The 25,848-nt window shown below is 41.1% G+C and carries 20 protein-coding genes; 10 read left to right on the top strand and 10 right to left on the bottom strand.

Translation table 11 applies throughout. The features are described 5' to 3' along the window. Positions 1–27: 27 nt before the first annotated feature. Entirely contained in the window at positions 28–1,374 is a 1,347-nt protein-coding gene (locus F8B77_RS06335) for a sodium-dependent transporter (protein ID WP_167512776.1), read from the bottom strand. A 488-nt stretch (positions 1,375–1,862) separates the two neighbouring features. Here F8B77_RS06335 and F8B77_RS06330 point away from each other — a divergent pair, with 488 nt between their 5' ends. The 3 genes from F8B77_RS06330 to F8B77_RS06320 are packed head-to-tail and all read left to right on the top strand — an operon-like array spanning position 1,863 to position 4,262. Then, entirely contained in the window at positions 1,863–2,303 is a 441-nt protein-coding gene (locus F8B77_RS06330; RefSeq protein ID WP_151654643.1) for an ATP-dependent zinc protease family protein, read from the top strand. Continuing rightward, a complete protein-coding gene (rimK, locus tag F8B77_RS06325; protein ID WP_012533521.1) occupies positions 2,303–3,208 on the top strand; it encodes a 30S ribosomal protein S6--L-glutamate ligase in 906 nt (301 codons plus the stop codon). Before F8B77_RS06330 ends, rimK begins: the two co-directional genes overlap by 1 nt. Further along, a complete protein-coding gene (locus F8B77_RS06320) occupies positions 3,195–4,262 on the top strand; it encodes a succinylglutamate desuccinylase/aspartoacylase family protein (RefSeq protein WP_167512775.1) in 1,068 nt (355 codons plus the stop codon). The genes rimK and F8B77_RS06320 overlap by 14 nt, the downstream gene beginning before the upstream one ends. A 64-nt stretch (positions 4,263–4,326) precedes the next feature. Here the strand turns inward: F8B77_RS06320 and F8B77_RS06315 are convergent, their stop codons facing one another. From F8B77_RS06315 to purL, 4 genes are all read right to left on the bottom strand, one after another. After that, entirely contained in the window at positions 4,327–4,812 is a 486-nt protein-coding gene (locus tag F8B77_RS06315) for a GreA/GreB family elongation factor (protein ID WP_151654641.1), read from the bottom strand. 97 nt (positions 4,813–4,909) lie between these two features. Beyond that, complete coding sequence (locus tag F8B77_RS06310) at positions 4,910–5,230, bottom strand: DUF3622 domain-containing protein (protein ID WP_130044675.1); 321 nt, start codon at positions 5,228–5,230, stop codon at positions 4,910–4,912. Positions 5,231–5,399: 169 nt separating this feature from the next. Continuing rightward, positions 5,400–5,909 (bottom strand): RNA methyltransferase, encoded by a 510-nt coding sequence (locus tag F8B77_RS06305; protein WP_151654639.1) that lies wholly within the window; start codon positions 5,907–5,909, stop codon positions 5,400–5,402. 217 nt (positions 5,910–6,126) lie between these two features. After that, complete coding sequence (gene purL, locus F8B77_RS06300; protein ID WP_151654637.1) at positions 6,127–10,038, bottom strand: phosphoribosylformylglycinamidine synthase; 3,912 nt, start codon at positions 10,036–10,038, stop codon at positions 6,127–6,129. A 363-nt stretch (positions 10,039–10,401) separates the two neighbouring features. On the opposite strand from purL, the gene mltF reads away from it, so the two are divergent. Together mltF and F8B77_RS17510 are read left to right on the top strand one after the other, a co-directional pair. Then, positions 10,402–11,886, top strand: coding sequence for a membrane-bound lytic murein transglycosylase MltF (gene mltF / locus F8B77_RS06295; protein WP_151654635.1), 1,485 nt, complete (start codon positions 10,402–10,404; stop codon positions 11,884–11,886). Positions 11,887–12,211: 325 nt separating this feature from the next. Further along, positions 12,212–12,370: a hypothetical protein gene (locus tag F8B77_RS17510; RefSeq protein WP_165366855.1), complete on the top strand. Its 159-nt coding sequence runs from the start codon at positions 12,212–12,214 to the stop codon at positions 12,368–12,370. A gap of 92 nt (positions 12,371–12,462) precedes the next feature. Here F8B77_RS17510 and tadA read toward each other — a convergent pair whose 3' ends face one another. Together tadA and F8B77_RS06285 are read right to left on the bottom strand one after the other, a co-directional pair. Further along, entirely contained in the window at positions 12,463–12,993 is a 531-nt protein-coding gene (tadA, locus tag F8B77_RS06290; protein WP_130044671.1) for a tRNA adenosine(34) deaminase TadA, read from the bottom strand. Next, positions 12,994–13,866, bottom strand: a complete 873-nt coding sequence (locus F8B77_RS06285; RefSeq protein WP_130044670.1) for a LysR substrate-binding domain-containing protein — start codon at positions 13,864–13,866, stop codon at positions 12,994–12,996. 189 nt (positions 13,867–14,055) lie between these two features. Here F8B77_RS06285 and F8B77_RS06280 point away from each other — a divergent pair, with 189 nt between their 5' ends. The 4 genes from F8B77_RS06280 to fghA all read left to right on the top strand — a co-directional run bounded on the left by F8B77_RS06280 (position 14,056) and on the right by fghA (position 19,158). Next, positions 14,056–15,204 (top strand): S-(hydroxymethyl)glutathione dehydrogenase/class III alcohol dehydrogenase, encoded by a 1,149-nt coding sequence (locus F8B77_RS06280; RefSeq protein WP_151654633.1) that lies wholly within the window; start codon positions 14,056–14,058, stop codon positions 15,202–15,204. Between the two features lie 161 nt (positions 15,205–15,365). Then, positions 15,366–16,655 (top strand): dicarboxylate/amino acid:cation symporter, encoded by a 1,290-nt coding sequence (locus F8B77_RS06275; RefSeq protein WP_151654631.1) that lies wholly within the window; start codon positions 15,366–15,368, stop codon positions 16,653–16,655. 294 nt (positions 16,656–16,949) lie between these two features. Then, a complete protein-coding gene (locus F8B77_RS06270) occupies positions 16,950–18,098 on the top strand; it encodes an S-(hydroxymethyl)glutathione dehydrogenase/class III alcohol dehydrogenase (protein ID WP_151654629.1) in 1,149 nt (382 codons plus the stop codon). A gap of 217 nt (positions 18,099–18,315) precedes the next feature. Further along, positions 18,316–19,158, top strand: a complete 843-nt coding sequence (gene fghA, locus F8B77_RS06265) for an S-formylglutathione hydrolase (RefSeq protein ID WP_130088047.1) — start codon at positions 18,316–18,318, stop codon at positions 19,156–19,158. A gap of 62 nt (positions 19,159–19,220) precedes the next feature. On the opposite strand, the gene F8B77_RS06260 is transcribed toward fghA, so the two are convergent. The 3 genes from F8B77_RS06260 to guaB form a co-directional block, all read right to left on the bottom strand. Next, positions 19,221–20,780, bottom strand: coding sequence for an AbgT family transporter (locus F8B77_RS06260; RefSeq protein ID WP_151654627.1), 1,560 nt, complete (start codon positions 20,778–20,780; stop codon positions 19,221–19,223). Between the two features lie 276 nt (positions 20,781–21,056). Then, a complete protein-coding gene (gene guaA, locus F8B77_RS06255; protein WP_130047246.1) occupies positions 21,057–22,610 on the bottom strand; it encodes a glutamine-hydrolyzing GMP synthase in 1,554 nt (517 codons plus the stop codon). Positions 22,611–22,828: 218 nt separating this feature from the next. Continuing rightward, positions 22,829–24,292, bottom strand: coding sequence for an IMP dehydrogenase (gene guaB, locus F8B77_RS06250; RefSeq protein WP_130047247.1), 1,464 nt, complete (start codon positions 24,290–24,292; stop codon positions 22,829–22,831). 209 nt (positions 24,293–24,501) lie between these two features. Here guaB and xseA point away from each other — a divergent pair, with 209 nt between their 5' ends. Next, on the top strand, positions 24,502–25,836 hold the full coding sequence (xseA, locus tag F8B77_RS06245) for an exodeoxyribonuclease VII large subunit (protein WP_130047248.1): 1,335 nt from the start codon (positions 24,502–24,504) through the stop codon (positions 25,834–25,836). Positions 25,837–25,848: the final 12 nt, after the last annotated feature.

Here is a 25,848-nt window from a genome sequence, read left to right as displayed (position 1 = left end):
GTTTGAGAGTTGAGTATTTATAAGTAACTAGAATGATGCCCATAAAACTGTGATAACCAAAATAGGGCACACAAATTTCACATATAGAGGCCAAACTTTACCAAAGAAACCTTGTTGAAATTCAGGATAACCTTGCTCAAGTTCTTTAATTTTAGAATGACGGCTCCATACCCAGCCACCAAATACACAGAACAATAGCGCTGCAACAGGTTGTAGATATTGAGTTGCAACCATCGCTACCAAACCAAATAACTCACCAAAATTAAAAACAATCACGACACTGAAAGCAGCAATCAATAAACCTAATACCCAACTTGTTGGCGTTCTTTTTGTTTCAAATCGCTCGCTAACTAATGATACCGAACATTCAAGCATAGATATTGATGAGGTTAAAGCAGCAATCGTTAACAATAGGAAAAATACAATCGCAAATAAATCACCAAACAAACCTAAGCTATCAAACATCATTGGTAATACAGTAAACACCAAGGTATCAGAGCTTAATAACGATCCATCTTCAGCATAAATTTGAACGCCTTTTTGCATTGCAACAAACATCGCAGGCATAACAACAAGACCCGCAATAAAAGCAACGGCGGTATCTACTAACGTTACATTCATCGCCATCTTTGGTAGGTTCTCTTTTTTACTTAAATAAGAACCGTAAATCAACATTGAACAACCACCAATGGTTAGAGAGAAAAAGCCCTGCCCCATCGCAGCTAAGATCAATTTTTTGTCCATTACCTTTTCAAAATCAGGGATAAGGTAGTGCTTTAATCCTTCTACAGCACCCTGCTGCATCATGATATAAACAAATAATAGACCAAATAAAATGAATAATGCAGGCATTAAACGTGTCGACCACTTCTCAATACCGTCTTTAATTCCACCTTGTACGATTAGAATAGTTAATACATAAAAAATGATTGTACCAAGCAAATTACGTTCAATACTAAAGCCTTTAAACCACTCAGATACGTCATGTAAACCAATGACATTAGCCATCGCACCAAGTAGAAAACAGATTAACCATCCACCAACAATGCTATAAAACATTAATACCGCACTAGGAACACTTAATCCAATCCAACCGACAAACGCACCAAATTTCTTACCTAATGGATTAGAGGTAAGTGAACGCATACTATCAACTGGGTTTGCTTGACCATGACGACCAATTGCCATTTCGACAACCAACATAGGAAAAGCTACAACTAAAATCATAACTAAATAAACAAGTAAAAAGGCGCCACCACCATTACTTGCGGCTTGTGTTGGGAAGCCCCAAATATTGCCAAGACCAACCGCAGCCCCTGCTGCTGCCAATATAAAACCTAATCGTGAACTAAAACTTTCTCTATTACTGCTCATTAAACGCATCACTCAACTAGTACAATGCGATTATATTACCTCGGATTTCATTAAAAACCAGAAAAAATTATCAAAGCTGTTGATTAATTTCTTATAAAATAAAATTTGAGGTGATTTCTTCTGATTTATTTTCAATAGCAACAATATATCCATTTATTTATATTCATAAAACCACAATAAAATATGCTTTTTTTTTAAACAAAAGGAATATATAACGTATTCCTCTAATAACAGATAAGCATTAGAAAAAGTAACCCAAAAGCGTCAAAATTATAATCAATATTTTATTTGACGAAATTAAAAACTACTGATAAATTCGCCGTCATTGAGTCACGGTGTACACATCCTATAACACCTCTCTACTTACTCCACCAAACTCCAGACTACTGAGTAATACACTCAGACAATTAGATGGTAGCCAAATGGGTTAGATATCCACAAAGTATCAACTATACTTAATGTGGATTTTTTCTATTTGAGACAAATTAATGACTGATAAAATCATTGTTGGATGGCGCGAATCACTTAGCCTTCCAGAACTTGGTATTAAATTAATTAAGGCAAAGGTTGATACTGGCGCTAAAACTTCTTGCTTGCATGCTTTTAAAGTAGAGCCCTTCACAAAGGATGGTGAAGACTGGGTCCGCTTTTGGATTCATCCAGAAAAACGTAATAACGATTTCGTGCAAATTTGTGAAGCACCAATCGTTGACCGCCGAAAAGTAAAAAGCTCAAGCGGTCAAGAAGAGCTACGTTACGTTATTAAAACAACGATCCGAATCTCAGGCCAAGAGTGGCCAATTGAAATTACATTAAGTAACCGAGAAACAATGGTGTTTCGCATGTTACTAGGAAGAACAGCAATGCAAGATCGTATTGTTGTAGATCCATCGTCGTCTTACCTTGTTGATTTTGAGGAAACTGTATAATGAAAATCGGTATTTTATCGCGCAACCAATCTCTTTACTCTACTAGCCGCTTAATTGAAGCCGCAGAGAGTCGTGGACACGAAGTTAAAGTGATTGATGCACTACGTTGCTACATGAATATCAATTCAGAAAAACCTCAAATTCACTTTAAAGGTGAAGAGCTTGTTGATTACGATGCAATTATCCCTCGTATTGGTGCATCAGTAACGTTCTACGGAACAGCAGTGTTACGTCAATTTGAAATGATGGGTGTATACCCTGTAAATGAATCAGTGGCGATCACTCGTTCTCGCGATAAATTACGTTCAATGCAATTGCTTTCTCGTAAAGGTATTGGTATGCCGATTACAGGCTTCGCAAGCAAGCCTGATGACGTTAAAGACCTATTAGACATGGTTGGCGGTGCGCCAGTTGTGATCAAGCTCTTAGAAGGCACTCAAGGTATTGGTGTTGTTCTTGCAGAAACGCGTAAAGCAGCAGAAAGTGTTGTTGAAGCATTCATGGGCTTAAAAGCGAACATTATGGTTCAAGAGTTCATCAAAGAAGCTGGCGGTGCAGATATCCGTTGTTTCGTTATTGGTGGCAAAGTAATTGCTGCTATGAAACGTCAAGGTGCAGAAGGCGAATTCCGCTCTAACCTACACCGTGGTGGTTCAGCATCACTTGTTAAATTGACCCCTGAAGAGCGTAAGACAGCAGTAGCTGCTGCAAATATTATGGGATTAAATGTTGCAGGTGTAGATTTACTTCGCTCTGAGCGTGGTCCACTGGTTATGGAAGTGAACTCATCTCCGGGCTTAGAAGGCATTGAAAAAGCAACTGGTAAAGACGTTGCTGGCCTAATTATTGATTTTATTGAAAAAACTGCAGCGACTAAAAGGACTAAAACTCGTGGCAAAGGCTAAAAAAAATCAAGCGTTTGAAATACTAACGCACTCGGTTGCACCTGGTGAAAGAAAGGTAATTGAGATTGAAGCCGCTAAGCTTTATACGCACTCACCTCTATCGATCCCTGTTGAGATCATTAATGGCCAGCATGCTGGCCCAACCCTGATGGTAAATGCTGCCATTCATGGTGATGAACTTAATGGTGTTGAAATTGTACGTCAATTAATCAATAACATTGATCCGAAGAAACTAAAAGGCACATTAATTGCTGTGCCTATTGTTAACGTCTTTGGTTTCATTCATAAATCTCGCTATCTTCCAGACCGTCGTGATTTAAACCGTTGTTTCCCTGGTTCTGAAAAAGGGTCTTTGGCATCTCGTATGGCAAACACTTTCTTCACTCAGATAGCACAACGTTGTGATTATATTGTTGACTTACATACTGGTGCTATTCACAGAACGAATTTGCCTCAACTAAGAGCTGATTTAAGTAATCCTGAGACGTTACGTATTGCACACGCATTCGGTACACCAGTGATTGTTGATTCACCTCTTCGAGATGGCTCACTTCGTAGTGAAGCTGAAAAATGTAACATCCCAGTATTAACGTATGAAGCAGGTGAAGCATTACGCTTTGAACCAATTGCGATCAATGCGGGTTATGTGGGTGTACAACGTGTAATGCAAGCCATTGGAATGCTAAAGGCGAGCAGAAAACGCTTACCAGAAGCCGTCATAGCTAAATCTACAAGTTGGTTACGTGCAGAAAGCGATGGTATTTTACGTACGGTTGTCACTCTGGGTGAACAAGTTGAAAAAGGCCAAGTTTTGGCTTACATCAGCGCACCATTAGGTCATAGTGAAATTGAACTTCGCGCTCATAAAGGCGGCATCGTTATCGGTCAACAAACCTTACCTTTAGTTAATGAAGGTGATGCTGTTTTCCATCTTGCTTACTTTACTGAAGATGACGAAATGGTTGGTCAAACAGTAGAAACCTACATTGATGAAATCATTGAAGCGGATACAGATCAGCTGACTAATGGTCAAATCGCAGTTCCTAGCGTTTAATGACATAGTCAAAATTACATTATAAAAGAGAGGCTTGCCTCTCTTTTTTTGATTACAAATAAAATCATTTAACATCAATAATTTCGTATTGTTGCTTTTTCCCCGCTAAATTTAACTCAAACTCATCACCGAGTTGCAAACCTATTATCGCTTTTCCCAGTGGGGCCGTCGGTGTGATCAATGAAAAGTCCACGCCTTGGTAAGAAACCTTAACTCCACCCGCAGAAGGACCAATAAAGAAGCGACTTTCAATATCATCTTGATTGATTAGAGTCACTAAAGCGCATTGATTAATCGCCGTTGATTCTGAATAGTCTAAACGTGGTAATTTACGATACGCCAAAATATCCGCTTCACATTCAGCGACTCGTAACGCTTGGCCATGTGCTAAATATGATGCTTCTAAGCCAAACGTTTCATACTTACTTCGCGCTATCGCTTCTTTATCAGTTGCTTGTTCAATCGCTCGTTGAGTTGCCTCTACCGCCATTTGATGCACATCACGCAATGCTTGGATGATTGATTCTAATAATGCTTCTTTTTCTATCATGAGTAATTTTACTTTATTAAGGATATAAAAAATGGCAGTTACGAATAACTGCCATTTTATGGTATCTGTTTTTCAATCACATTTCTGTGATGACAAATTACTCTTCGTCGAAGTCGTATTCGTCTTCTTCTGCATCACGAGCAGCTTCATATTCAGCTTTTTGTGCCGCTGCTTTTTCTCTCTTACGTGCGATCATTTCTTCTTTTTCGCTACGTTGTTCCGCTTTACGGTCGTTACGAACCGCTTGCGTTTTAGCAAATTCAACAAGCTCTTTCTCTGCCCATTCAACTGCTTCTGCTTCAGTTTCAAAACCAAGCTGACGCTTAGATACAACCGTTCTGCGAGAAGTTACTTGGCGCGTAATTTCAGCAGCCCAAGCGTTACGTTTTTCTACAATACGGTAATCAAATTTTGCCATTTTTATTTCCTAGAATTCGATAGTTAAGGGATAGATCATTATTAGAAAATCCATCTATAACTGCAGATTAATATCTGCATTCCCTTTAATGCCCGCTATTAGAACACATCTAGCCAAAAATGCATCAAAAAGATGTCAATCTATAAGTACTTTAAAAGAGAAGTAAGTCTTATTTTTTTACGACTAAATTATTGCGATTATCGCGACTACTGCGGATTAACTCATCCCCTTTAACAATGTCCACTGATTTTGCTAATCGGTCGTATAACAGCACATTGACTGTAGCAGCTAGATTCATACATCCAACGGTTGGAACATAAACCACATGATCGGCGCGATCAGCAACTTGTTGTGTAATCGAGCCATCTTCAGGGCCAAACACATAAATTGCTTTTTCTGGATGTACAAACTCAGGAAGCGACGTTGCACCTTCAGCTAACTCAACACAAACGACCTTCATGTCTTTTGGTAAGTCATCCAATAAGCAATTTACGCTCGTTAATGGAATTTTATTAGCCACTTTTTTAGTATCCGTTTGAAACTTAGCGGCACGATCATATCGCTCACCAGTATAGCGAACATCATCAACTTGATAGCAGCCCGCAGCACGCATTACTGCACCAACATTTGTCGGGCTTTTAGGATTACTCAAGCCAATCGTTACGTGCGAATTTTTCATTGTTTGTTCCAACAGATAAAGTAAAAAGCTATTCTAACAAAAAAACCGCTGAAGCCTAAACTTCAGCGGTTTTATTTAAAAAAGCCGTCTTTACCCAACTCTTTTATTTATTATAGAACAGAGTGCTTATTTATTTTTCAGATTTTAATCACATTTTAAAAAAAATCGTGATAACTAACTGATTATAAGGATTAAGACTCTATTCTTTATTTCTCAATTAACCCACATTCTTACGTGCATTTTGGAACATGCGCATCCAGGCACCATTCTCGCCCCAACCTTCTGGAGACCAAGAGTTAGCAACCGTACGGAATACACGCTCTGGGTGAGGCATCATGATAGTCACGCGGCCGTCAGTCGTTGTTAAACCAGTGATAGCGTTTGGCGAACCGTTCGGGTTGTTCGGGTATTGCTGCGTTTGGTTACCGTTGTTATCAACGTAACGTAGAGCAACCGTACCTGAGTTTTCAATCGCGTTTAGGTGGTCGTTGTCACGCACTTCTACGCGGCCTTCACCGTGAGAAACTGCGATTGGCATACGAGAACCTTCCATACCATTGAAGAATACAGAATCAGACTTCTGAACTTCAACGAGGCTGAAACGAGCTTCAAAACGCTCAGATTCGTTGCGAACGAAACGTGGCCAGTACTCAGCTCCAGGGATAAGTTCACGCAGGTTAGACAACATCTGACAACCGTTACACACACCTAGAGAGAAGGTATCTTCACGCTTGAAAAAGTTTTCAAATTGATCACGCGTAGAGTCGTTAAACAGAACCGATTTAGCCCAACCTTCACCAGCGCCCAGTACGTCACCGTAAGAGAAGCCACCACAAGCCACAAGACCGTTGTACTCTTCAAGAACCGCTTGACCCGTTAGTATGTCGCTCATGTGAATATCAGTTGCTTCAAAGCCTGCGCGGTCAAATGCTGCTGCCATTTCAACGTGAGAGTTAACACCCTGCTCACGTAGAATTGCCATCTTAGGCTTAGCGCCCTTATTTATCATAGGAGCGTTGATGAATGGCGCTGCAATGTCTTCGTTCACGTCAAAGCTTAGTTTTACGTTTAGACCCGGATCTGAGTTGTCTTTCTTCGCTTCGTGTTCTTGGTCTGCACATACTGGGTTATCACGTAGACCTTGCATCTTGTGCGTTGTCTCAGCCCAGATAGTACGTAGTTCAGTACGGTTACGTTCAATGACTACAGACTCGCCAGACTTAATCACTAGTTCGTTAGAGTCTTCAACAGAACCAATGACGTGTGAACACGCTTCTAGACCGTTTGCAGCAAGTGTAGAAAGAACAGCATCTAGGTCATCGTTTCGAACTTGGATTACCGCACCCAACTCTTCATTAAATAGTGCTGCTAGTGTGTCTTCACCCAGCGCTTCAATGTTTGCATTAACACCACAGTGACCTGCGAATGCCATTTCTGCTAGCGTTACGAATAAACCACCGTCGCCTTTATCGTGGTAAGCCACAACTTGATCGTTAGCAACAAGTGCCTGAACGCCTTCGTAGAAACCTTTTAGCTGTGCTGCATTGTCTACGTCTGCTGGCTTGTCACCAAGCTGCTTGTAAACTTGCGCTAGAGCTGTTGCTCCTAGACGGTTTTTGCCGTTACCTAGGTCGATAAGTACTAAGCTTGAAGCTCCTTTGTCAGTGCGAAGCTGAGGTGTAATCGTCTTACGAATATCTTCAACACGAGCAAATGCAGTGATAACAAGAGACAGTGGAGACGTTACTTCTTTGTGCTCGCCGTTCTCTTCCCACTTAGTCTTCATCGACATTGAGTCTTTACCCACTGGGATAGTTAGACCCAGCGCTGGACATAGCTCTTCACCTACCGCTTTTACCGCTTCGTAAAGACCTGCATCTTCACCTGGGTGACCAGCTGGAGACATCCAGTTCGCCGACAATTTAATGTGTTTGATATCGCCGATGTTGGTCGCAGCGATGTTTGTGATAGCTTCACCAACCGCTAGACGAGCCGATGCGCCGAAGTCTAATAGTGCCACTGGCGTACGCTCACCAAGAGACATTGCTTCACCGTGGTAAGAGTCGTAACTTGCCGCTGTTACTGCGCAGTTTGCAACTGGAACCTGCCATGGACCAACCATTTGGTCACGAGCCACAAGGCCTGTTACCGAGCGGTCACCAATAGTGATAAGGAAGGTTTTCTCAGCGACTGTTGGTAGGCGAAGAACACGGTCAACCGCTTCGTTCATTTCAATACCAGAGCGGTCAATCGCAGGGTTATTCACTTTTAGCGTTGTCGCGTCACGGTGCATCTTAGGTGTTTTACCTAATAGGATGTCCATTGGCATGTCGATTGGCGTGTTGTCGAAGTGTGAATCTTCAAGTTTAAGTTCACGCTCTTCCGTTGCTTTACCAACCACGGCGTATGGTGCACGCTCACGCTTACAAATTGCGTCGAATGTTGCCATGTCTTTATCAGCAACGGCCATTACGTAACGCTCTTGAGATTCGTTACACCAGATCTCAAGTGGGCTCATGCCCGGCTCATCGTTTGGTACGTCACGTAGGTTGAAGATACCGCCACGCTCACCATCGTCTACTAGCTCAGGAAGTGCGTTCGAGATACCGCCCGCGCCCACATCGTGGATGAATGCGATTGGGTTCGCATCACCTAGCTGCCAACAACGGTCAATAACTTCCTGACAACGACGCTCCATCTCTGGGTTTTCACGTTGTACTGAAGCGAAATCAAGATCCTCTGCTGATTGGCCTGATGCCATGGAAGAAGCGGCACCGCCACCAAGGCCGATGTTCATCGCAGGACCACCAAGAACAATTAGGCTTGCACCGACTGGGATCTCTTTTTTCTGAACGTGCTCGTCACGAATGTTACCAAGACCACCAGCGAGCATTATTGGTTTGTGGTAACCACGCACTTCTTCACCTGCGTGAGAGTTTACTTTCTCTTCGTAAGTACGGAAGTAGCCAAGTAGGTTTGGACGACCAAATTCGTTGTTGAATGCTGCGCCACCTAGAGGACCTTCAAGCATGATATCCAAAGCAGTAACGATACGGCTTGGCTTACCAAAATCAGTTTCCCAAGGTTGAACGAAGTTCGGGATCTTAAGGTTAGATACAGAGAAAGCAACAAGACCGGCTTTTGGCTTACCACCAATACCCGTTGCGCCTTCATCACGAATTTCACCGCCTGAACCTGTAGATGCGCCCGGCCAAGGAGAAATTGCGGTTGGGTGGTTGTGCGTTTCAACTTTCATCAAGATGTGTGTTTTCTCTTGATGGTAGCTGTATTGGCGAGTTTCTGGATCTGGGAAGAAACGACCGACTTCAGAACCTGTCATTACCGCTGCGTTATCTTTATAAGCCGACAATACGTGATCAGGGGTCACTTCAAAGGTGTTCTTAATCATTTTAAACAATGATTTTTCTTGCTTAACGCCATCGATAGTCCAATCCGCGTTAAAGATCTTGTGGCGACAATGCTCTGAGTTCGCTTGTGCAAACATCATTAATTCGATATCTGTTGGGTTACGACCTAGCTTTTCAGTAAAGCTTTCAAGTAAGTAATCAATCTCATCTTCTGCCAAAGCAAGACCTAGGGTAACGTTTGCGTCTTCAAGCGCTTTACGGCCACCGGCTAATAGATCAACTTCTGCATATGGCGCAGGTTCTGCCACAGCAAACAATGCTGACGCTGATTCAAAATCGGTAAATACCACTTCCATCATGCGATCATGGAGAATGGCTTTAAGTTCAACTAATTGAATTTCAGAAAGCGTTTCAGACGTTTCTATATAAAAAGCAGTACCGCGCTCTAAACGTGCGATTGTAGCTAGGCCACAGTTATGAGCAATATCAGTAGATTTTGAAGACCAAGGCGAGATAGTACCTGGGCGAGGGGTAGTAAGTAGCAATAAACCTTCAGGTTCATGCTCCTCAATCGTTGGACCGTAAGTCAGTAATTTTTCTAGCTTCTCAACTTCAGACGCATCTAAGTCCGCCGTTAGATCAGCAAAGTGTGCAAACTCAGCATAAATACCAGTAACAGGTAAATTTAGCTCGCGACAAAGCTCAAGTAGCTTGTTAACACGAAATTCAGATAGAGCAGGTGAACCACGCAAAATTCTCATGTACTTAGGTCTCTTTGGCAATGAATTAAAGGTAATATTGGAATAGTTTCATGTAGTTAAAAATAGTTAACTCGATTAATTATTCATAACTCATAGTGACTATGCCGATGTTACCTCTGGTATTGCGAGCGCATTATAAAGGATTTTGTTTTGTGAAGTAACACCAAAAGCAACCGTTTGCGTATTTTTTTTGAAAAAAGTGTAAATGACCTTTAAATTTAAAATTATTGCGCAAAAAACAGGCGTAACGAAAAATAAACTGTCTCAATCTCTAATAATTGTTGTAATTTGTTACCGTGCTTTTGCCTCTTGATATGCCATTTGATATAACTACGCCTTACTTATTTAAAAGAGCATTCTGACTTGAGCCGCATCCCATATCATCGTCTTCTAAAATCTTGCCTTGTCATTTCTACGCTGGTTTTCACCCTTACAGGATGCCAAGTAGAATCAGAACCAAAAACAAAGCTAGAGCAAATCAGGGAACGTGGTGTTTTACGAGTCAGTACGTTAAATAACCAACTCTCTTATTACATTGGTTCTAATGGCCCAACCGGACTAGATTACGATCTGGCAAAAGCCTTTGCTGAAAAACTAGAAGTCAAACTCGAGATCACCCCTGCATATACTTATTCAGGCTTGTTTCCTGCGTTAGAGCGTAATGAAGTCGACATTATCGCAGCCAATATGACAATTACCCCTGAACGCTTACAAAAGTTTCGTCCGGGACCTGTCTACTACTATGTCAGCCAACAAGTGGTATATAAAAAAGGCAGCTGGCGCCCTCGTAATATCAAAAACCTAACTCAACTTGATGAAAATATCACCATTGTTAAAGATTCAAGTTTTGAGGGTACGGTAACAAAGCTTAAAGAAAAGCACCCGAAATTAGAGTGGCATACTGAAGCGGATACTGATGTTAGCGAGTTACTAAAAAAAGTAGCGACTGGCGAAATACACTACACGATCGCTGATTCTGTTGAATTATCACTGACACAACGGATTCATCCTGAGTTGGCTGTCGCTTTTGAATTAACGGAAGATCAACCCGTTGCATGGTTTATACAACAAACAGAAGATGACAGCTTACAAGCCCTACTCATTGAATTCTTTGGTGAGTTAAAAGAGAGTGGCAAACTAGCGCTTCTTGAAGAGAAATACTTTGGTCATGTTGAATCGTTTGATTATGTCGACACTCGTGCTTTTATTCGAGCACTAGAAAGTAAGTTGCCAAAATGGGAACCACTATTTAAAAAATACGCAGGTGACTTTGATTGGCGTTTCCTTGCTGCTCTTTCTTACCAAGAGTCTCATTGGAATCCTCTGGCAAAATCCCCAACAGGCGTTCGTGGCATGATGATGTTAACACTACCAACGGCCCAATCTGTTGGTGTTAAAAACCGTTTAAATCCAGAACAGAGTATTCGTGGTGGCGCTGAATATTTACGTCGAATAGTTAAGCGGGTTCCTGACTCAATTACTGAACATGAGAAGATTTGGTTTGCACTTGCTTCATACAACATAGGCTTTGGACATATGATGGATGCAAGACGCCTAACTCAACGTTTAGGTGGTGATCCTGACTCTTGGACAGATGTTAAAGATAACCTGCCACTATTACGTCAAAAGCGTTATTACAAGTACCTTCGCTATGGCTTTGCTCGTGGTGATGAAGCTCAGAATTATGTAGAGAACATTCGTCGCTATTACCAAAGCATTATCGGCTACGAGCAAGAGCAAGCAAACAAGTTGATCCAAGAAGAAATTACGGTTGAAGATTTGACCGTAATTGATGTGCCACTTTCTTCTGCAGCTGCGACGATTAGTAATGCCACATCTAGCAAATAACTTTCTATTTGCTGGTAATGAAAATTGTTAAAAAAACTTACTAAATGGCATGTTCATGTTACGGTAACAATTAACACATACTCTGAGTTACTTGTTCTCAAGATCATGCCAATTAAAGTTATACCAATGTAATTAATTAAATGATCTATTTATTACGCAGGAAAATCGCTTAAGAATAAGGCAAAAATTCTTATAAGTAGTTATTCTACAATAAAAATTTTTAACGAAATTACTAAGTGATTTAACCAGTAATAATGATCAGATAATTACTGGAATTGGTATTAAACGTACTTTAATTTTTATTCGTTAAATTAAGGGGGAGCCCATGCTCTCTAATAGAAGAAAACTTAAACCAAGTACCTCACTAAAAGGCAGTACTCAACGTCGACGTAAGCTGTTAAATAACCACAAGAAAGTGCTTCATCGTCAACGAACTTATGCTATGTCACTGTTTGATGAAGGTGAACCGTTCTCTTGTCGATAATCTTTAGGCAAGCGTTTTTTATGCGCACACAGTAAAAAGGCAAATTGCGATAATTCAATTTGCCCTCTCTTACATTTACTTTATCTTCTAGATTATTCCATCATCTGATTTTTCAATTCAGCTTCCCGCTGTAACTTTCGCTCTTCTTTTTTCTCTTTACGTCTGCGTTTAAAAAAAGCTTGTAGCTGTGCTCTACACTCTTCTTCCATCACTCCAGAAGCACACTCTACAAAATGAAATGCGGTTGCTGACGTAAATAAATTAATCACACTGCCAGATGCACCTGTTTTCATATCTGATGCACCAAAAATAACACGCTTAATACGACTATGCACAATCGCACCAGCACACATAGGACATGGTTCTAACGTAACGTATAACGTCGCATCAACTAAGCGATAGTTTTCAATTTTACTTCCCGCTTGTTTAATCGCCATCATCTCGGCATGTGCCGTTGCATCATGAGAACCAATTGAACGGTTCCACCCCTCACCTATGATTTCACCATCTAAGACAATCACAGCACCGACAGGAACTTCACCTTCCTCTTCAGCAATTGCGGCCAGTTCTATTGCTCGCTGCATATAGAAATTCGCATCTTTATTTTCTTTTTCAACACTCATCTATTCAGCTAACTCTTGGGCTAAAAATTCAACCAATAAACGAACCTTAGTGGAAAGATGTCGGTTATTTGGATACACCGCCCAAATCCCCTCTTTTGGCTCACGATAAGGTACGAGTATTTCAACCAACTCACCTTTATCCATTGATTCCTGAACATAAAAATCAGGCAATTGAACGATACCTAAGCCTTTTAACGCTGCATTAGTTAAGGCTGCACCGCTATTACAATGAACAGACCCTTTCACTCTTACGCTTTTTTCTTTTTTCTTTTCAATAAAACGCCAAATAGGCAAACTACCAATCAAACAGTTATGCTGAGATAATTCAGATAAGGTATGAGGCTCACCATGTTTTTCAATATAACTAGGAGAAGCGCACACTCTAACCTGTCGACTTGATAAGCGCTTTGCCATCATAGTTGAATCGGTTAAACGGCCTAATCGAATCGCCAGGTCAAAATCTTGCTCAACCAAATCTAATGTCTGATTTGATAAAACAAGTTCAAGCTCAAGCTGTGGGTACATCAGCATAAAATCACTAAGCAATGGCGCAATTAACTGCTCACCATACGTCACCGACGATGTGATTTTTAAGCGTCCTTGAGGTGTTGCATTAAGCTCAGTGATCGCTCTATCTGCTTGTTTTAATCCTTCAACTAAATGACGACAATGCTGATAATAAGTTTGTCCTGCTTCAGTTACCGACACCTTGCGCGTTGTTCTGATCAATAACTTAATTGATAAACGATCTTCTAACGCAGCAACTTTACGGCTAATTTGAGCCACTGATGTATCAAGAGCTCTGGCCGCTCCGGTAAAGCTTTGCGCTTCAGCAACGGCAACAAACTCAGTTACCCCTTCCCAATCAATCACAGGCAATTCCCCACTAGTATTATTACATATTCGTAAAAATTATTTACTATTCTACCGTATTATCAATTGATGCGAAATACTTATAATGGCACCCAACAAGACGACGAGCACAAACAAAAAATAGCACTATGCTTAAAATGAAACTTGCATATATGTCGTCGATTACATTATCCCAATAAGGAAAATCCAATGGCTCTTGATATTAAACCTGGTCAAACTCACATCAAATCTAAAGCAATGGTCGCTTGGGCTGCTGGCGAACCTCTTAAAATGGAAGAAGTGGATGTTCAACTTCCTAAAGCAGGCGAAGTTTTAGTTCGCATCGTTGCTACTGGTGTGTGTCACACTGATTTATTTACTCTATCTGGTGATGATCCAGAAGGTATCTTCCCTTCAATCTTAGGTCACGAAGGTGGCGGTATTGTTGAAATGGTTGGCGAAGGCGTAACAAGCGTTGAAGTGGGTGATCACGTTATCCCTCTTTACACTGCGGAATGTGGTGAGTGTAAATTCTGTAAATCTGGTAAAACTAACCTTTGCCAAGCCGTTCGTGAAACTCAAGGTCAAGGCCTGATGCCTGATGGTACTAGCCGTTTCTCTATTAACGGTGAAACTATCTTCCATTACATGGGTTGCTCTACATTCTCTGAATTCACAGTTCTTCCTGAGATTTCATTAGCGAAAGTATCTAAAGAAGCACCACTTGAAGAGGTTTGTCTTCTAGGTTGTGGCGTAACGACTGGTATGGGTGCGGTTCTTAACACGGCTAAAGTTGAAAAAGGCGACACGGTTGCTGTATTTGGTCTTGGTGGTATCGGTCTTTCAGCTATCATCGGCGCGAAAATGGCGGGTGCAAGTCGCATCATCGGTGTTGACTTAAACGAAAGCAAATACGAACTGGCTAAAAAATTAGGCGCGACTGATTGCATCAACCCAACAAACTTCGATAAGCCAATTCAAGAAGTGATTGTTGAAATGACGGACGGCGGCGTGGATTACTCTTTTGAGTGTATCGGTAACGTAAACGTTATGCGTGCAGCACTTGAGTGTTGTCACAAAGGTTGGGGTGAATCAATCATCATCGGTGTTGCTGGTGCTGGCCAAGAGATCTCAACTCGTCCGTTCCAACTTGTGACAGGTCGCGTATGGCGTGGCTCTGCATTCGGTGGAGTTAAAGGTCGTACTGAGCTTCCAGGTATCGTTGACCGTTACATGCAAGGTGAATTCGCTCTTGATGATTTCATCACTCACACTATGGGTCTTGCGGATGTAAACGCAGCGTTCGATCTAATGCACGAAGGTAAATCTATCCGTACTGTTTTACATATGGATAAATAAGTTTTAATATTTAAAACTTAACGATTATTAACTAAACGTAAAGCCCGTTAGATTCATTTCGAGCGGGCTTTATTTTTTTAAAGGTGTATATGTTTATTAAAGGAGAAGTCCTTCAATAAACGTATAAAACACTTTATACAAAATTACTGGAAACCATTATTATGTTGACTAAACTTCGTCAATCTTTGCCTTTGCAACTGCTACTAGCTGCATTACTTGCATGGCTTTTTACCCTATTAATTTCTCCGACAACTGACGTAACACAAACTTCTTGGTATCAATTAGTGATGTTAGGAAAAGTCACTTATATCGGTTTACTTAAAATGGTCGTTGGCCTTGTCGTTATGTTTTCTTTACTTCAGGGCATAACAAGTATTGGTTCTATCACTCGTCTAAAGCAAGTCGGTCGAAATACCCTACTGTTCTATAGCTTTACTACTCTATTGGCTATTTCTCTCGGTTTAGGTGCATCATTATTATTACCCGCATGGCAACCTCTGACTGAGTTTGCACCTGTTGGTGATAATGTTCAGCTTATTAGTGAAGAGTCTGCTGGCGGCGCTGCCATTGCTGGAAAACTACTTAATATGGCTTTTGTTAATCCTGTTGCAGCATTAACGAATGGTAATTTGCTCGCTATCGTTGTGTTTTCATTTATGTTAGGGCTAGCTTTACTCTCATCATTACCAGAAAAACACCCTATTTTTGAGGTACTCAGTGGTTTAAATAAAAGCATTAATACGATAGTGGGTTGGATAATTAAATTATCTCCATTGGCAGTATTTGCTATTGTTTTTGACTTCACAGTTCGCGGTGGAGAATCTTTATTTCAACAATTAGCTCTGTTTGCTCTATTGGTTTTTGTTTTGACTTTAATTCATGGCGCTATTGTTTTACCAACGATTGCAAAACTAGCGACTGGTATTAAATATACAACCTTATTTAAAGCGATCTCTGCTCCTATGGCGATGGCTTTTGCTACCTCTTCTAGCTCAGCCACCTTGCCATTAGCAATGCAAAGTGCCCAAGAAAAACTGGGGGTGTCGCAAAGTACCAGCAGTATGGTGTTACCCCTTGGTGCGGTAATGAATATGGACGGAACCGCATTATTCGAAGGAGTAGCTGCTATATTCTTAGCTCAACTTTTTGGGGTTGATTTAACAACCTCAGGATTAATCATGATTTTTATTATGGCAATGGTTTCCTCTGTTGGTGCACCCGGAATGCCTTCAGGATCTATGTCAGGCATGCAACTGGTGCTTTTAGCTGCTGGGATCCCATTAGAAGCTATCGCGATCCTGTTAATCATTGAACGTCCACTTGATACTTTCCGTACCGCGGTCAACGTTGAGGGAGATATGATTGCCGCTTTAGTTATTGATAAATGGCAGAATAAACAAAAAACACTCACAGAAAAGCAATCATTATCTCAAACATCTTACTCCGCATAATCTCTATGAAAGCCCGTTGGATAACCTCTAGCGGGCTTTTTTATGCTTCACACTTTTTATTCGATATTAGCGCATACCTCCCTTTATTATTTACCTTTCTAATCATAAAGGCCTCATGAACAACTAAAAGTCCAAGTATTATTACATTTGCGTAAAAATCATTTTCATTTTAGGGGGATTATCAATTATTAATAAACTCCTATACTAGCCACATCAAAACGAGAGAGCAGAAATACAAAACTAAACTACGCTTTAGTTGAATGCTCATCCGAATATATTAATAAGGAAAATCCAATGGCTCTTGATATTAAACCTGGTCAAACTCACATCAAATCTAAAGCAATGGTAGCTTGGGCTGCTGGCGAACCTCTTAAAATGGAAGAAGTGGATGTTCAACTTCCTAAAGCAGGCGAAGTTTTAGTTCGCATCGTTGCTACTGGCGTATGTCACACTGATTTATTCACTCTATCTGGTGATGATCCAGAAGGTATCTTCCCATCAATCTTAGGTCATGAAGGCGGCGGTATTGTTGAGATGATCGGCGAAGGCGTGACAAGCGTTGAAGTTGGTGACCATGTTATTCCTCTTTACACTGCGGAATGTGGTGAGTGTAAATTCTGTAAATCTGGCAAAACGAACCTTTGTCAGGCGGTTCGTGAAACTCAAGGTCAAGGCCTTATGCCTGATGGTACTAGCCGTTTCTCTATCAATGGTGAAACTATCTTCCATTACATGGGTTGCTCTACATTCTCTGAATTCACAGTTCTTCCTGAGATTTCATTAGCGAAAGTTTCTAAAGAAGCACCACTTGAAGAGGTTTGTCTTCTAGGTTGTGGCGTAACGACTGGTATGGGTGCGGTTCTTAACACGGCTAAAGTTGAAAAAGGCGACACGGTTGCTGTATTCGGTCTAGGTGGTATCGGTCTTTCAGCTATCATCGGCGCTAAAATGGCGGGTGCAAGCCGTATCATCGGTGTTGACTTGAACGAAAGCAAATACGAACTGGCTAAAAAATTAGGCGCGACTGATTGCATCAACCCAACAAACTTCGACAAGCCAATTCAAGAAGTGATTGTTGAAATGACGGACGGCGGCGTGGATTACTCTTTTGAGTGTATCGGTAACGTAAACGTTATGCGTGCAGCACTTGAGTGCTGTCACAAAGGTTGGGGTGAATCAATCATCATCGGTGTTGCTGGTGCTGGCCAAGAGATCTCAACTCGTCCATTCCAACTTGTGACTGGTCGTGTATGGCGTGGCTCTGCATTCGGTGGCGTTAAAGGCCGTACTGAACTTCCAGGTATCGTTGACCGTTACATGCAAGGTGAGTTCGCTCTTGATGATTTCATCACTCACACTATGGGTCTTGCGGATGTAAACGCGGCGTTCGATCTAATGCACGAAGGTAAATCTATCCGTACTGTTCTACATATGGATAAATAAGTAAAAGTGAGGGGGTAGATACTCTAGCCCCTATTCTACTTTTGATCTCTAAGTGCTTTATATAAAGAAAGTATGCTTATCTGCGTGGGTGGCGCAATTTATAGATAAGCTTACTGAGTGTTCCATTCTTTATTTTAAAGCACTTCAAAATCAACCAGTAGATACCTATTCAATACAGTGATCTCGCTGATACGAATCAAATATAAAAGGGCTCATCATGACAATCGAAAATATCAGCCAAGCAAAAGTTGCGGGTGGTTGGCACAAACAATACACACATACATCATCAGCATTAAATTGCGATATGCGCTTTGCTATTTTTCTTCCTGCAAACGCTTCTGAGACAAACCCAGTTCCTGTTTTATACTGGTTATCAGGCTTGACCTGCACCGATGAAAACTTCATGCAAAAAGCGGGCGCATTCAAAAAAGCGGCTGAATTAGGCATTGCGATTGTTGCTATGGATACAAGCCCTCGTGGTGAAGACGTTGCTGATGATGCAGAAGGCGCATACGATTTTGGCCTAGGTGCTGGGTTCTACTTAAATGCAACTCAAGCCCCTTGGAATCGTCATTACCATATGTATGACTATGTGACAAAAGAGCTACCATCATTAATCGAAGAACACTTTCCTGTATCAGATAAAAAATCGATTTCTGGTCATAGTATGGGTGGTCATGGTGCTATTACTATCGGTTTAAAAAACCAAGATATGTACCAATCAATTTCTGCATTTAGTCCTATTACTAGTCCAATTAACTGCCCTTGGGGACAAAAAGCGTTAGGTTTATACCTAGGTGATAATAAAGAAGCTTGGTTAGAATACGACAGTGCTGAACTTCTTAAAAAAGGCTCAAAACTTCCGATCTTAGTTGACCAAGGTGAAGCGGACGGCTTTTTGGAAGAACAGTTAAAACCGGAATACCTACTTTCTTCAGCAGAGCAATCTGGTGCCGATGTAGAAGTAAGAATGCAACCAGGTTACGACCACAGCTACTTCTTCATTTCTACTTTTATTGATGAGCATTTAGAGTTTCATGCTGCTTATTTAAATAAATAAAGAAACACAAAAAAGCCCTGAGAACTCAATATTCTCAGGGCTTTTATTTTTACTAATACAAATTAACCAGGAAGGTTATATGTGTATGGCGCTTGGATACCTAGTGGAATACCTAGAGCCCAGTATGCTAGTAAGAAGATTGTCCAACCAATTAGCATTGCGATAGAGAAAGGCATCATTAGAGAAGCCAATGTACCGATACCCGTTGATTTAACATAGCGTTGGCAGTAAACCACAACTAACGGGAAGAATACCATTAATGGGGAGATGATGTTTGAAACAGAATCACCTACACGGTATGCCGCTTGAGAAAGCTCAGGAGAGATACCAACACCCATTAACATAGGAACTAATACAGGACCAATTAGAGCCCATTTCGCTGATGCCGAACCGATAAGCAAGTTAACGAATGCCGTTAGTAAGATCATACCAATAATCGTTAATTGACCAGGAAGATCTAATGCTTTTAAGAAATCAGCACCGTACATTGCTAAAATTGTACCGATGTTTGATTGACTGAAAGCAACTAAGAATTGTGCACAGAAGAATGACATAACCATGTATGCCCCCATCGTGCCCATCGTTTCTGACATTGCTTTAATTACATCATTACTGCTTTTAAATGTACCTGATACACGTCCATAAACGATACCTGGAATAATAAACAGAATGAAAATAAGCGGTACAATTGACTGCATTAAAGGCGCTGAGAATGACGTAATTTGGCCATCAGGAGAACGCAGTGCTGAATCATCAGGGTAAATAAGTGCAATTAACAGTGCGATACCAGCAACCATTGCCCAACCAGCGAACTTAAATGCTTTCGATTCAATCTCTGTAAAAGAGCCTAAATCCGGTGCTGTTTCTGCATCTTCATCAACAGGAGTATTTGCTAAACGTGGTTCGATAATTTTATCAGTTACATACCAACCAATCGCAACAATTAGAATTGAAGAAAGGCCTGTAAAGTAAATGTTTGCTAATGGGTTAACAATGTAAGTCGTATCGAGTACTTGTGCTGCTGTTTGTGTAAAGCCAGCCAGTAATGGATCGATTCCCGATGGGATAAAGTTTGCAGAGAAACCACCAGATACACCCGCAAATGCAGCTGCGATACCCGCTAATGGGTGACGACCTGCCGCGTGGAAAATGATACCACCTAGTGGGATAACTAAAACGTAACCCGCATCTGCTGCTGTGTGTGACACGATAGCAACAAGAATAAGCATTGGCGTTAATAGTTTCGCTGGAGTGAAGTTAAGCATTTTCTTTAGGCCAGTTTGAATAAAGCCTGAAGAGTCAGCAACACCAACACCTAGCATCGCTACTAATACGATACCTAGTGGAGCAAAACCGGTGAAGTTTTTCACCATTGTTGCTAAAAAGTTTGCTAAAGAATCACCAGTTAAAAGGTTTTTCACTTGAACTGCATCTTGAGTAACAGGATGAATCAAGTCAAATTGTACTTGTGATAATAGCGCTGAAAGACCCCAAACAATTAAAAGGCCCCAGAAAAACAGTAGTGCAGGATCTGGGATCTTGTTACCTACTCGTTCGATTGTATTTAGAAAACGATCCATACCACTTGGCTTAGATGCTTTCTCTGCTGCTTGGTTACTCATCCGTAACTCCATCTATTATTAATGTTGTATTTTCAGAAAAGAATTTGGAAATTATGTGACTTCTCTTAACTTTTCTTTTGCTGAAACAGTGTAAACCACTTAAGAAAGAAATAGAGCATTTAGTTGAATAATTTAGAAGTGCAAACATATATTTTGTAAGATAAGTTTTCACTGAAACATATAACTAACAATATAAATTATTATGCTTTACAACTGAAACAAAAAAAGCGCCTTTCGGCGCTTTCTTAAATTAAATCAGATTCATTGAATCAGAGATTATTCCCATTCGATTGTTGCTGGTGGCTTACCAGAAATATCGTAAACAACACGAGAAATGCCACTTACTTCATTGATAATGCGGTTAGATACTTTACCTAAGAAATCGTATGGTAAATGTGCCCAATGCGCTGTCATAAAGTCGATAGTTTCTACTGCACGTAAAGAAACAACCCAATCGTATTTACGACCATCACCCATTACACCTACAGAACGTACTGGTAAGAATACCGTGAACGCTTGAGATACTTTGTGGTAAAGATCCGCATTGTGCAGCTCTTCAATGAAGATAGCATCAGCACGACGCAATAAGTCACAGTACTCTTTCTTAATCTCACCAAGAACACGAACACCTAAACCAGGCCCAGGGAACGGGTGGCGATAAAGCATATTGTATGGAAGACCTAATTCTAAGCCAATCTTACGCACTTCATCTTTAAACAGCTCACGTAATGGCTCAACAAGACCCATCTCCATGTCATCAGGAAGACCACCAACATTGTGGTGAGATTTGATAACGTGCGCTTTACCTGTTTTCGATGCTGCTGATTCGATAACATCTGGGTAGATAGTACCTTGAGCTAACCATTTTGCATTTGATAGTTTCTTCGACTCTTCATCGAAGATATCTACAAATACGTGACCAATGATCTTACGTTTCGCTTCAGGATCTGATTCACCTTCAAGTGCATCTAGGAAACGCTTTTCAGCTTCAACATGAATGATCTTAAGACCAAACTTGTTACCGAACATTTCCATTACCTGCTCTGCTTCATTTAAACGAAGTAGACCGTTATCAACAAACACACACGTTAGTTTGTCACCGATTGCACGGTGAGCAAGCATAGCGACTACTGATGAATCTACACCACCAGATAAACCAAGAATCACTTCATCATCGCCTACTTGCTCTTTAATTCGAGCAACGGCATCTTCAATGATTGATGCTGAAGTCCACAGACCTTCACAGCCACATACATTAAGAACAAAGTTCTCAAGCATTTTTAAACCGTTTTTAGTATGAGTTACTTCTGGGTGGAATTGAACACCGTAGTATTTTTTCTCTTCGTTCGCCATTGCAGCGTAAGGACAAGTTTCTGTCTCTGCAATTTTCACGAAATCAGATGGGATTTCAACAACTTTATCACCGTGGCTCATCCAAACATCTTGAGTTGCTTCAAGATCTTTAAACAGCGCTGATTCACCTGTTACTTGTACCGCAGCATAACCAAATTCACGCTCAGTAGACGTTGCTACTTTACCGCCAAGTTGCTCTGCCATTGTTTGCATGCCGTAACACACACCAAATACAGGAACACCAGAATCAAATACATATTGAGGAGCACGAGGAGAATTTGCTTCAGTAACACTTTCAGGGCCACCAGATAAGATGATGCCATCTGGGTTAAAATCACGGATGTCAGATTCTTCTACATCCCAGCTCCAAAGCTCACAGTAAACACCAATCTCACGGATACGACGCGCAACAAGCTGCGTGTATTGAGAACCAAAATCTAAAATAAGAATGCGTTGATCGTGGATATTAGTCGTCATTAGTCTTTCTCAAAAAGTCATTTATTTAGTGTGGCTTCACTATAAAACCACACGCTTAAAATTGAATTTGGTACAAAGTTTTTTCTTTATATTTCACAGCAGAATCATTCGAGTTCTAGGAAAAGGCACGGAGTTTACAAGTGTAAATGAGTACCTTTGACAACGAAATCGGAAGATTCTGCAAAGAAAATTAAGAAAAATTAGCCTAGGCGCTTCTTTTAACCCAAACGATAATTAGGTGCTTCTTTCGTGATCTGAACATCATGTACGTGAGACTCTTTCATCCCTGCACCTGAAATACGAACAAATTCAGCTTTAGTACGCATGTCTTCAATTGTTGCTGAACCTGTTAGGCCCATGCTTGAACGTAAACCACCCATTTGTTGGTGAACGATCTCTTTTAGACGACCTTTGTATGCGATACGACCTTCGATACCTTCAGGCACAAGCTTGTCCGCTGCATTATCAGATTGGAAGTAACGGTCTGAAGAACCTTGAGACATCGCACCAAGAGAGCCCATGCCACGGTAAGATTTGTATGAACGACCTTGATAAAGAATCACTTCACCCGGTGCTTCTTCTGTACCCGCAAACATTGAACCAACCATTACACATGATGCACCAGCTGCAATTGCTTTACAGATATCACCAGAGTAACGGATGCCGCCATCTGCAATAACTGGAATATCGTGAGCCGTTGCAACTTCTGCTGCATCTGAAATAGCCGTAATTTGAGGAACACCCACACCCGTAACGATACGAGTAGTACAGATTGAACCTGGGCCGATGCCTACTTTTACAGCACTTACACCAGCATCGATTAATGCTTTAGCGCCCGCACCAGTAGCAACGTTACCACCAATAATTTGTAGGTCTGGGAAAGATGCACGAGTTTCACGAATACGTTGTAAGACGCCTTCTGAATGACCGTGAGATGAATCGATAAGTAGAACATCAACGCCCGCTTCAACAAGAGCAGCAACACGCTCTTCATTACCAGCGCCGGCGCCAACAGCAGCACCTACACGTAGACGACCACGTTCGTCTTTACATGCATTTGGTTTACGTTCTGCTTTGTGGAAATCTTTTGCTGTAATCATACCGGTTAGTTGGAACTCATCGTTCACTACCAATACTTTCTCAACACGCGCTTCATGCATTTTCTCTTGAACTTCTTCACGAGTTGCACCTTCTTTAACAGAAGCTAAGCGTGCCTTTGGCGTCATAACAACGTCAACTTTCTTAGATAGGTCTGTTACAAAACGAACATCACGACCAGTAATGATACCAACAAGTTCGTTAGTTTCAGTTACTACAGGGAAGCCAGCAAAACCGTGCTTTTCAGTCAGATCTTTCACATCTTGGATAGTTGCGTCAGGACGAACGGTTACTGGAGCAGATACAACGCCTGCCTCAAAGATTTTTACTAAGCGAACTTGTTCAGCTTGCTGTTCAATAGACATGTTCTTGTGGATAAAACCGATGCCACCCTCTTGCGCTAATGCAATAGCAAGGCGCGCTTCTGTCACTGTATCCATTGATGCTGAAATCATAGGGATATTTAGAGAGATAGTCTTCGTTAACTGAGTGCGAAGATCAGCGGTGTTAGGAAGAACTGTGGAGTGTGCTGGGACGAGTAAAACGTCATCGAAGGTTAAAGCTTCTTTTGCGATTCGTAGCATTTGCAATATCTCACAACAATAAGTGTTTAAAGGAATAAATCCCACTTTATCGTTTCGCATAATAAAGTGTTTTGGATTTGATATTGCAGACGGATTATACGCACGGCGCAATCGCTTGGCTACACATTTATTTATTTTTAATTTGCATTATCCCCCTTGCTATGTATTATATTGCCGCTAATTCCTATAGCCATGTCTAAGGCATTATCATGTCTCTCGATTCTAATCCTCGCATCTTTACAGTCTCACGTCTTAACTCTGAAGTTCGCCTATTATTAGAAAATGAAATGGGCATTGTTTGGCTTGTTGGGGAAATATCAAACCTTACTGTTCCCGTCTCTGGGCATTGGTATCTCACGCTTAAAGACAGCCAAGCACAAGTCAAATGTGCGATGTTCAAAGGCAATAATCGTCGGGTTACTTTTAAGCCTCAAAACGGTAAACAAGTTCTTGTTAAAGCTCGCCTTTCTTTATACGAACCCCGCGGCGACTATCAATTAATTATTGAAAGTATGCAGCCCGAAGGTGATGGCCGCCTTCAACAAGAGTTTGACCAGCTTAAAATGTCACTTGCAGCAGAGGGCCTCTTTGCACAAACGGCTAAACAGCCTTTACCAGAACAGCCAAAACGTGTCGGTATCATTACCTCACAAACAGGCGCTGCTTTATTTGATATTTTAAATGTATTGAAACGACGTGATCCTAACCTACCCGTAGTCATTTACCCAACCATGGTTCAAGGTGCTGGTGCAGCAATTCAAATTGCACAAGCGATTGGACGTGCTAATACTCGTAATGAGTGTGATATTTTGATCGTGGGTCGAGGCGGAGGCTCATTGGAAGATCTTTGGTGCTTCAATGAAGAGATCGTGGCAAGAACCATTGCGGCAAGTGAGATCCCAATAGTGAGTGCGGTTGGCCATGAGATCGACGTAACCATTGCCGATTTTGTCGCAGATGTGCGAGCACCAACGCCTTCTGCTGCGGCTGAATTAGTAAGTCGTGATTTGTCTTCTCAACTGCAAACAGTTAGTCATCAGAAACGACGATTAAACAGTGCAATGGATCGCTATTTATCAAAACAGCAGCGTCAACTATCGACTCTTCAGCATCGTCTTGAAAAACAGCACCCACAAATGCAGTTAAACAATCAAAGCCAAAAGCTTGATGATTTGAATCAACGTTTGATGGCGTATATGCAGCAACGTTTGCAACGTCACCAATATAAGGTTGAGAACCTAACTTTACGCTTAAGTAATCTATCTCCTGCCAAAAAAGTATCTCAAGATAAATTACGAATAGAGGAACTAAAGCGCCGTTTACTCGATTCAATGGACAGAAATCTATTAATGCAACGTCATCATTTAGCATTAGCAGCAGAGAAGCTCGATACCGTTAGTCCATTAGCGACATTACAACGCGGCTATTCCATTACTCGTAATAACAAAGGAGCGGTTGTCACTTCAACAAAACAAGTTGTGACTGGTGAAAGCATAACCACTCGTTTTGCTGATGGCGAAATTACCTCAACAATAATTAACTAGCCTGAACTTAGG

The sequence above is a fragment of the Aliivibrio finisterrensis genome, assembly GCF_008933155.1.
In the GTDB taxonomy this organism is placed as follows: Bacteria; Pseudomonadota; Gammaproteobacteria; order Enterobacterales; family Vibrionaceae; genus Aliivibrio; species Aliivibrio finisterrensis.
This window is presented reverse-complemented; position numbering and strand designations above follow the sequence as displayed.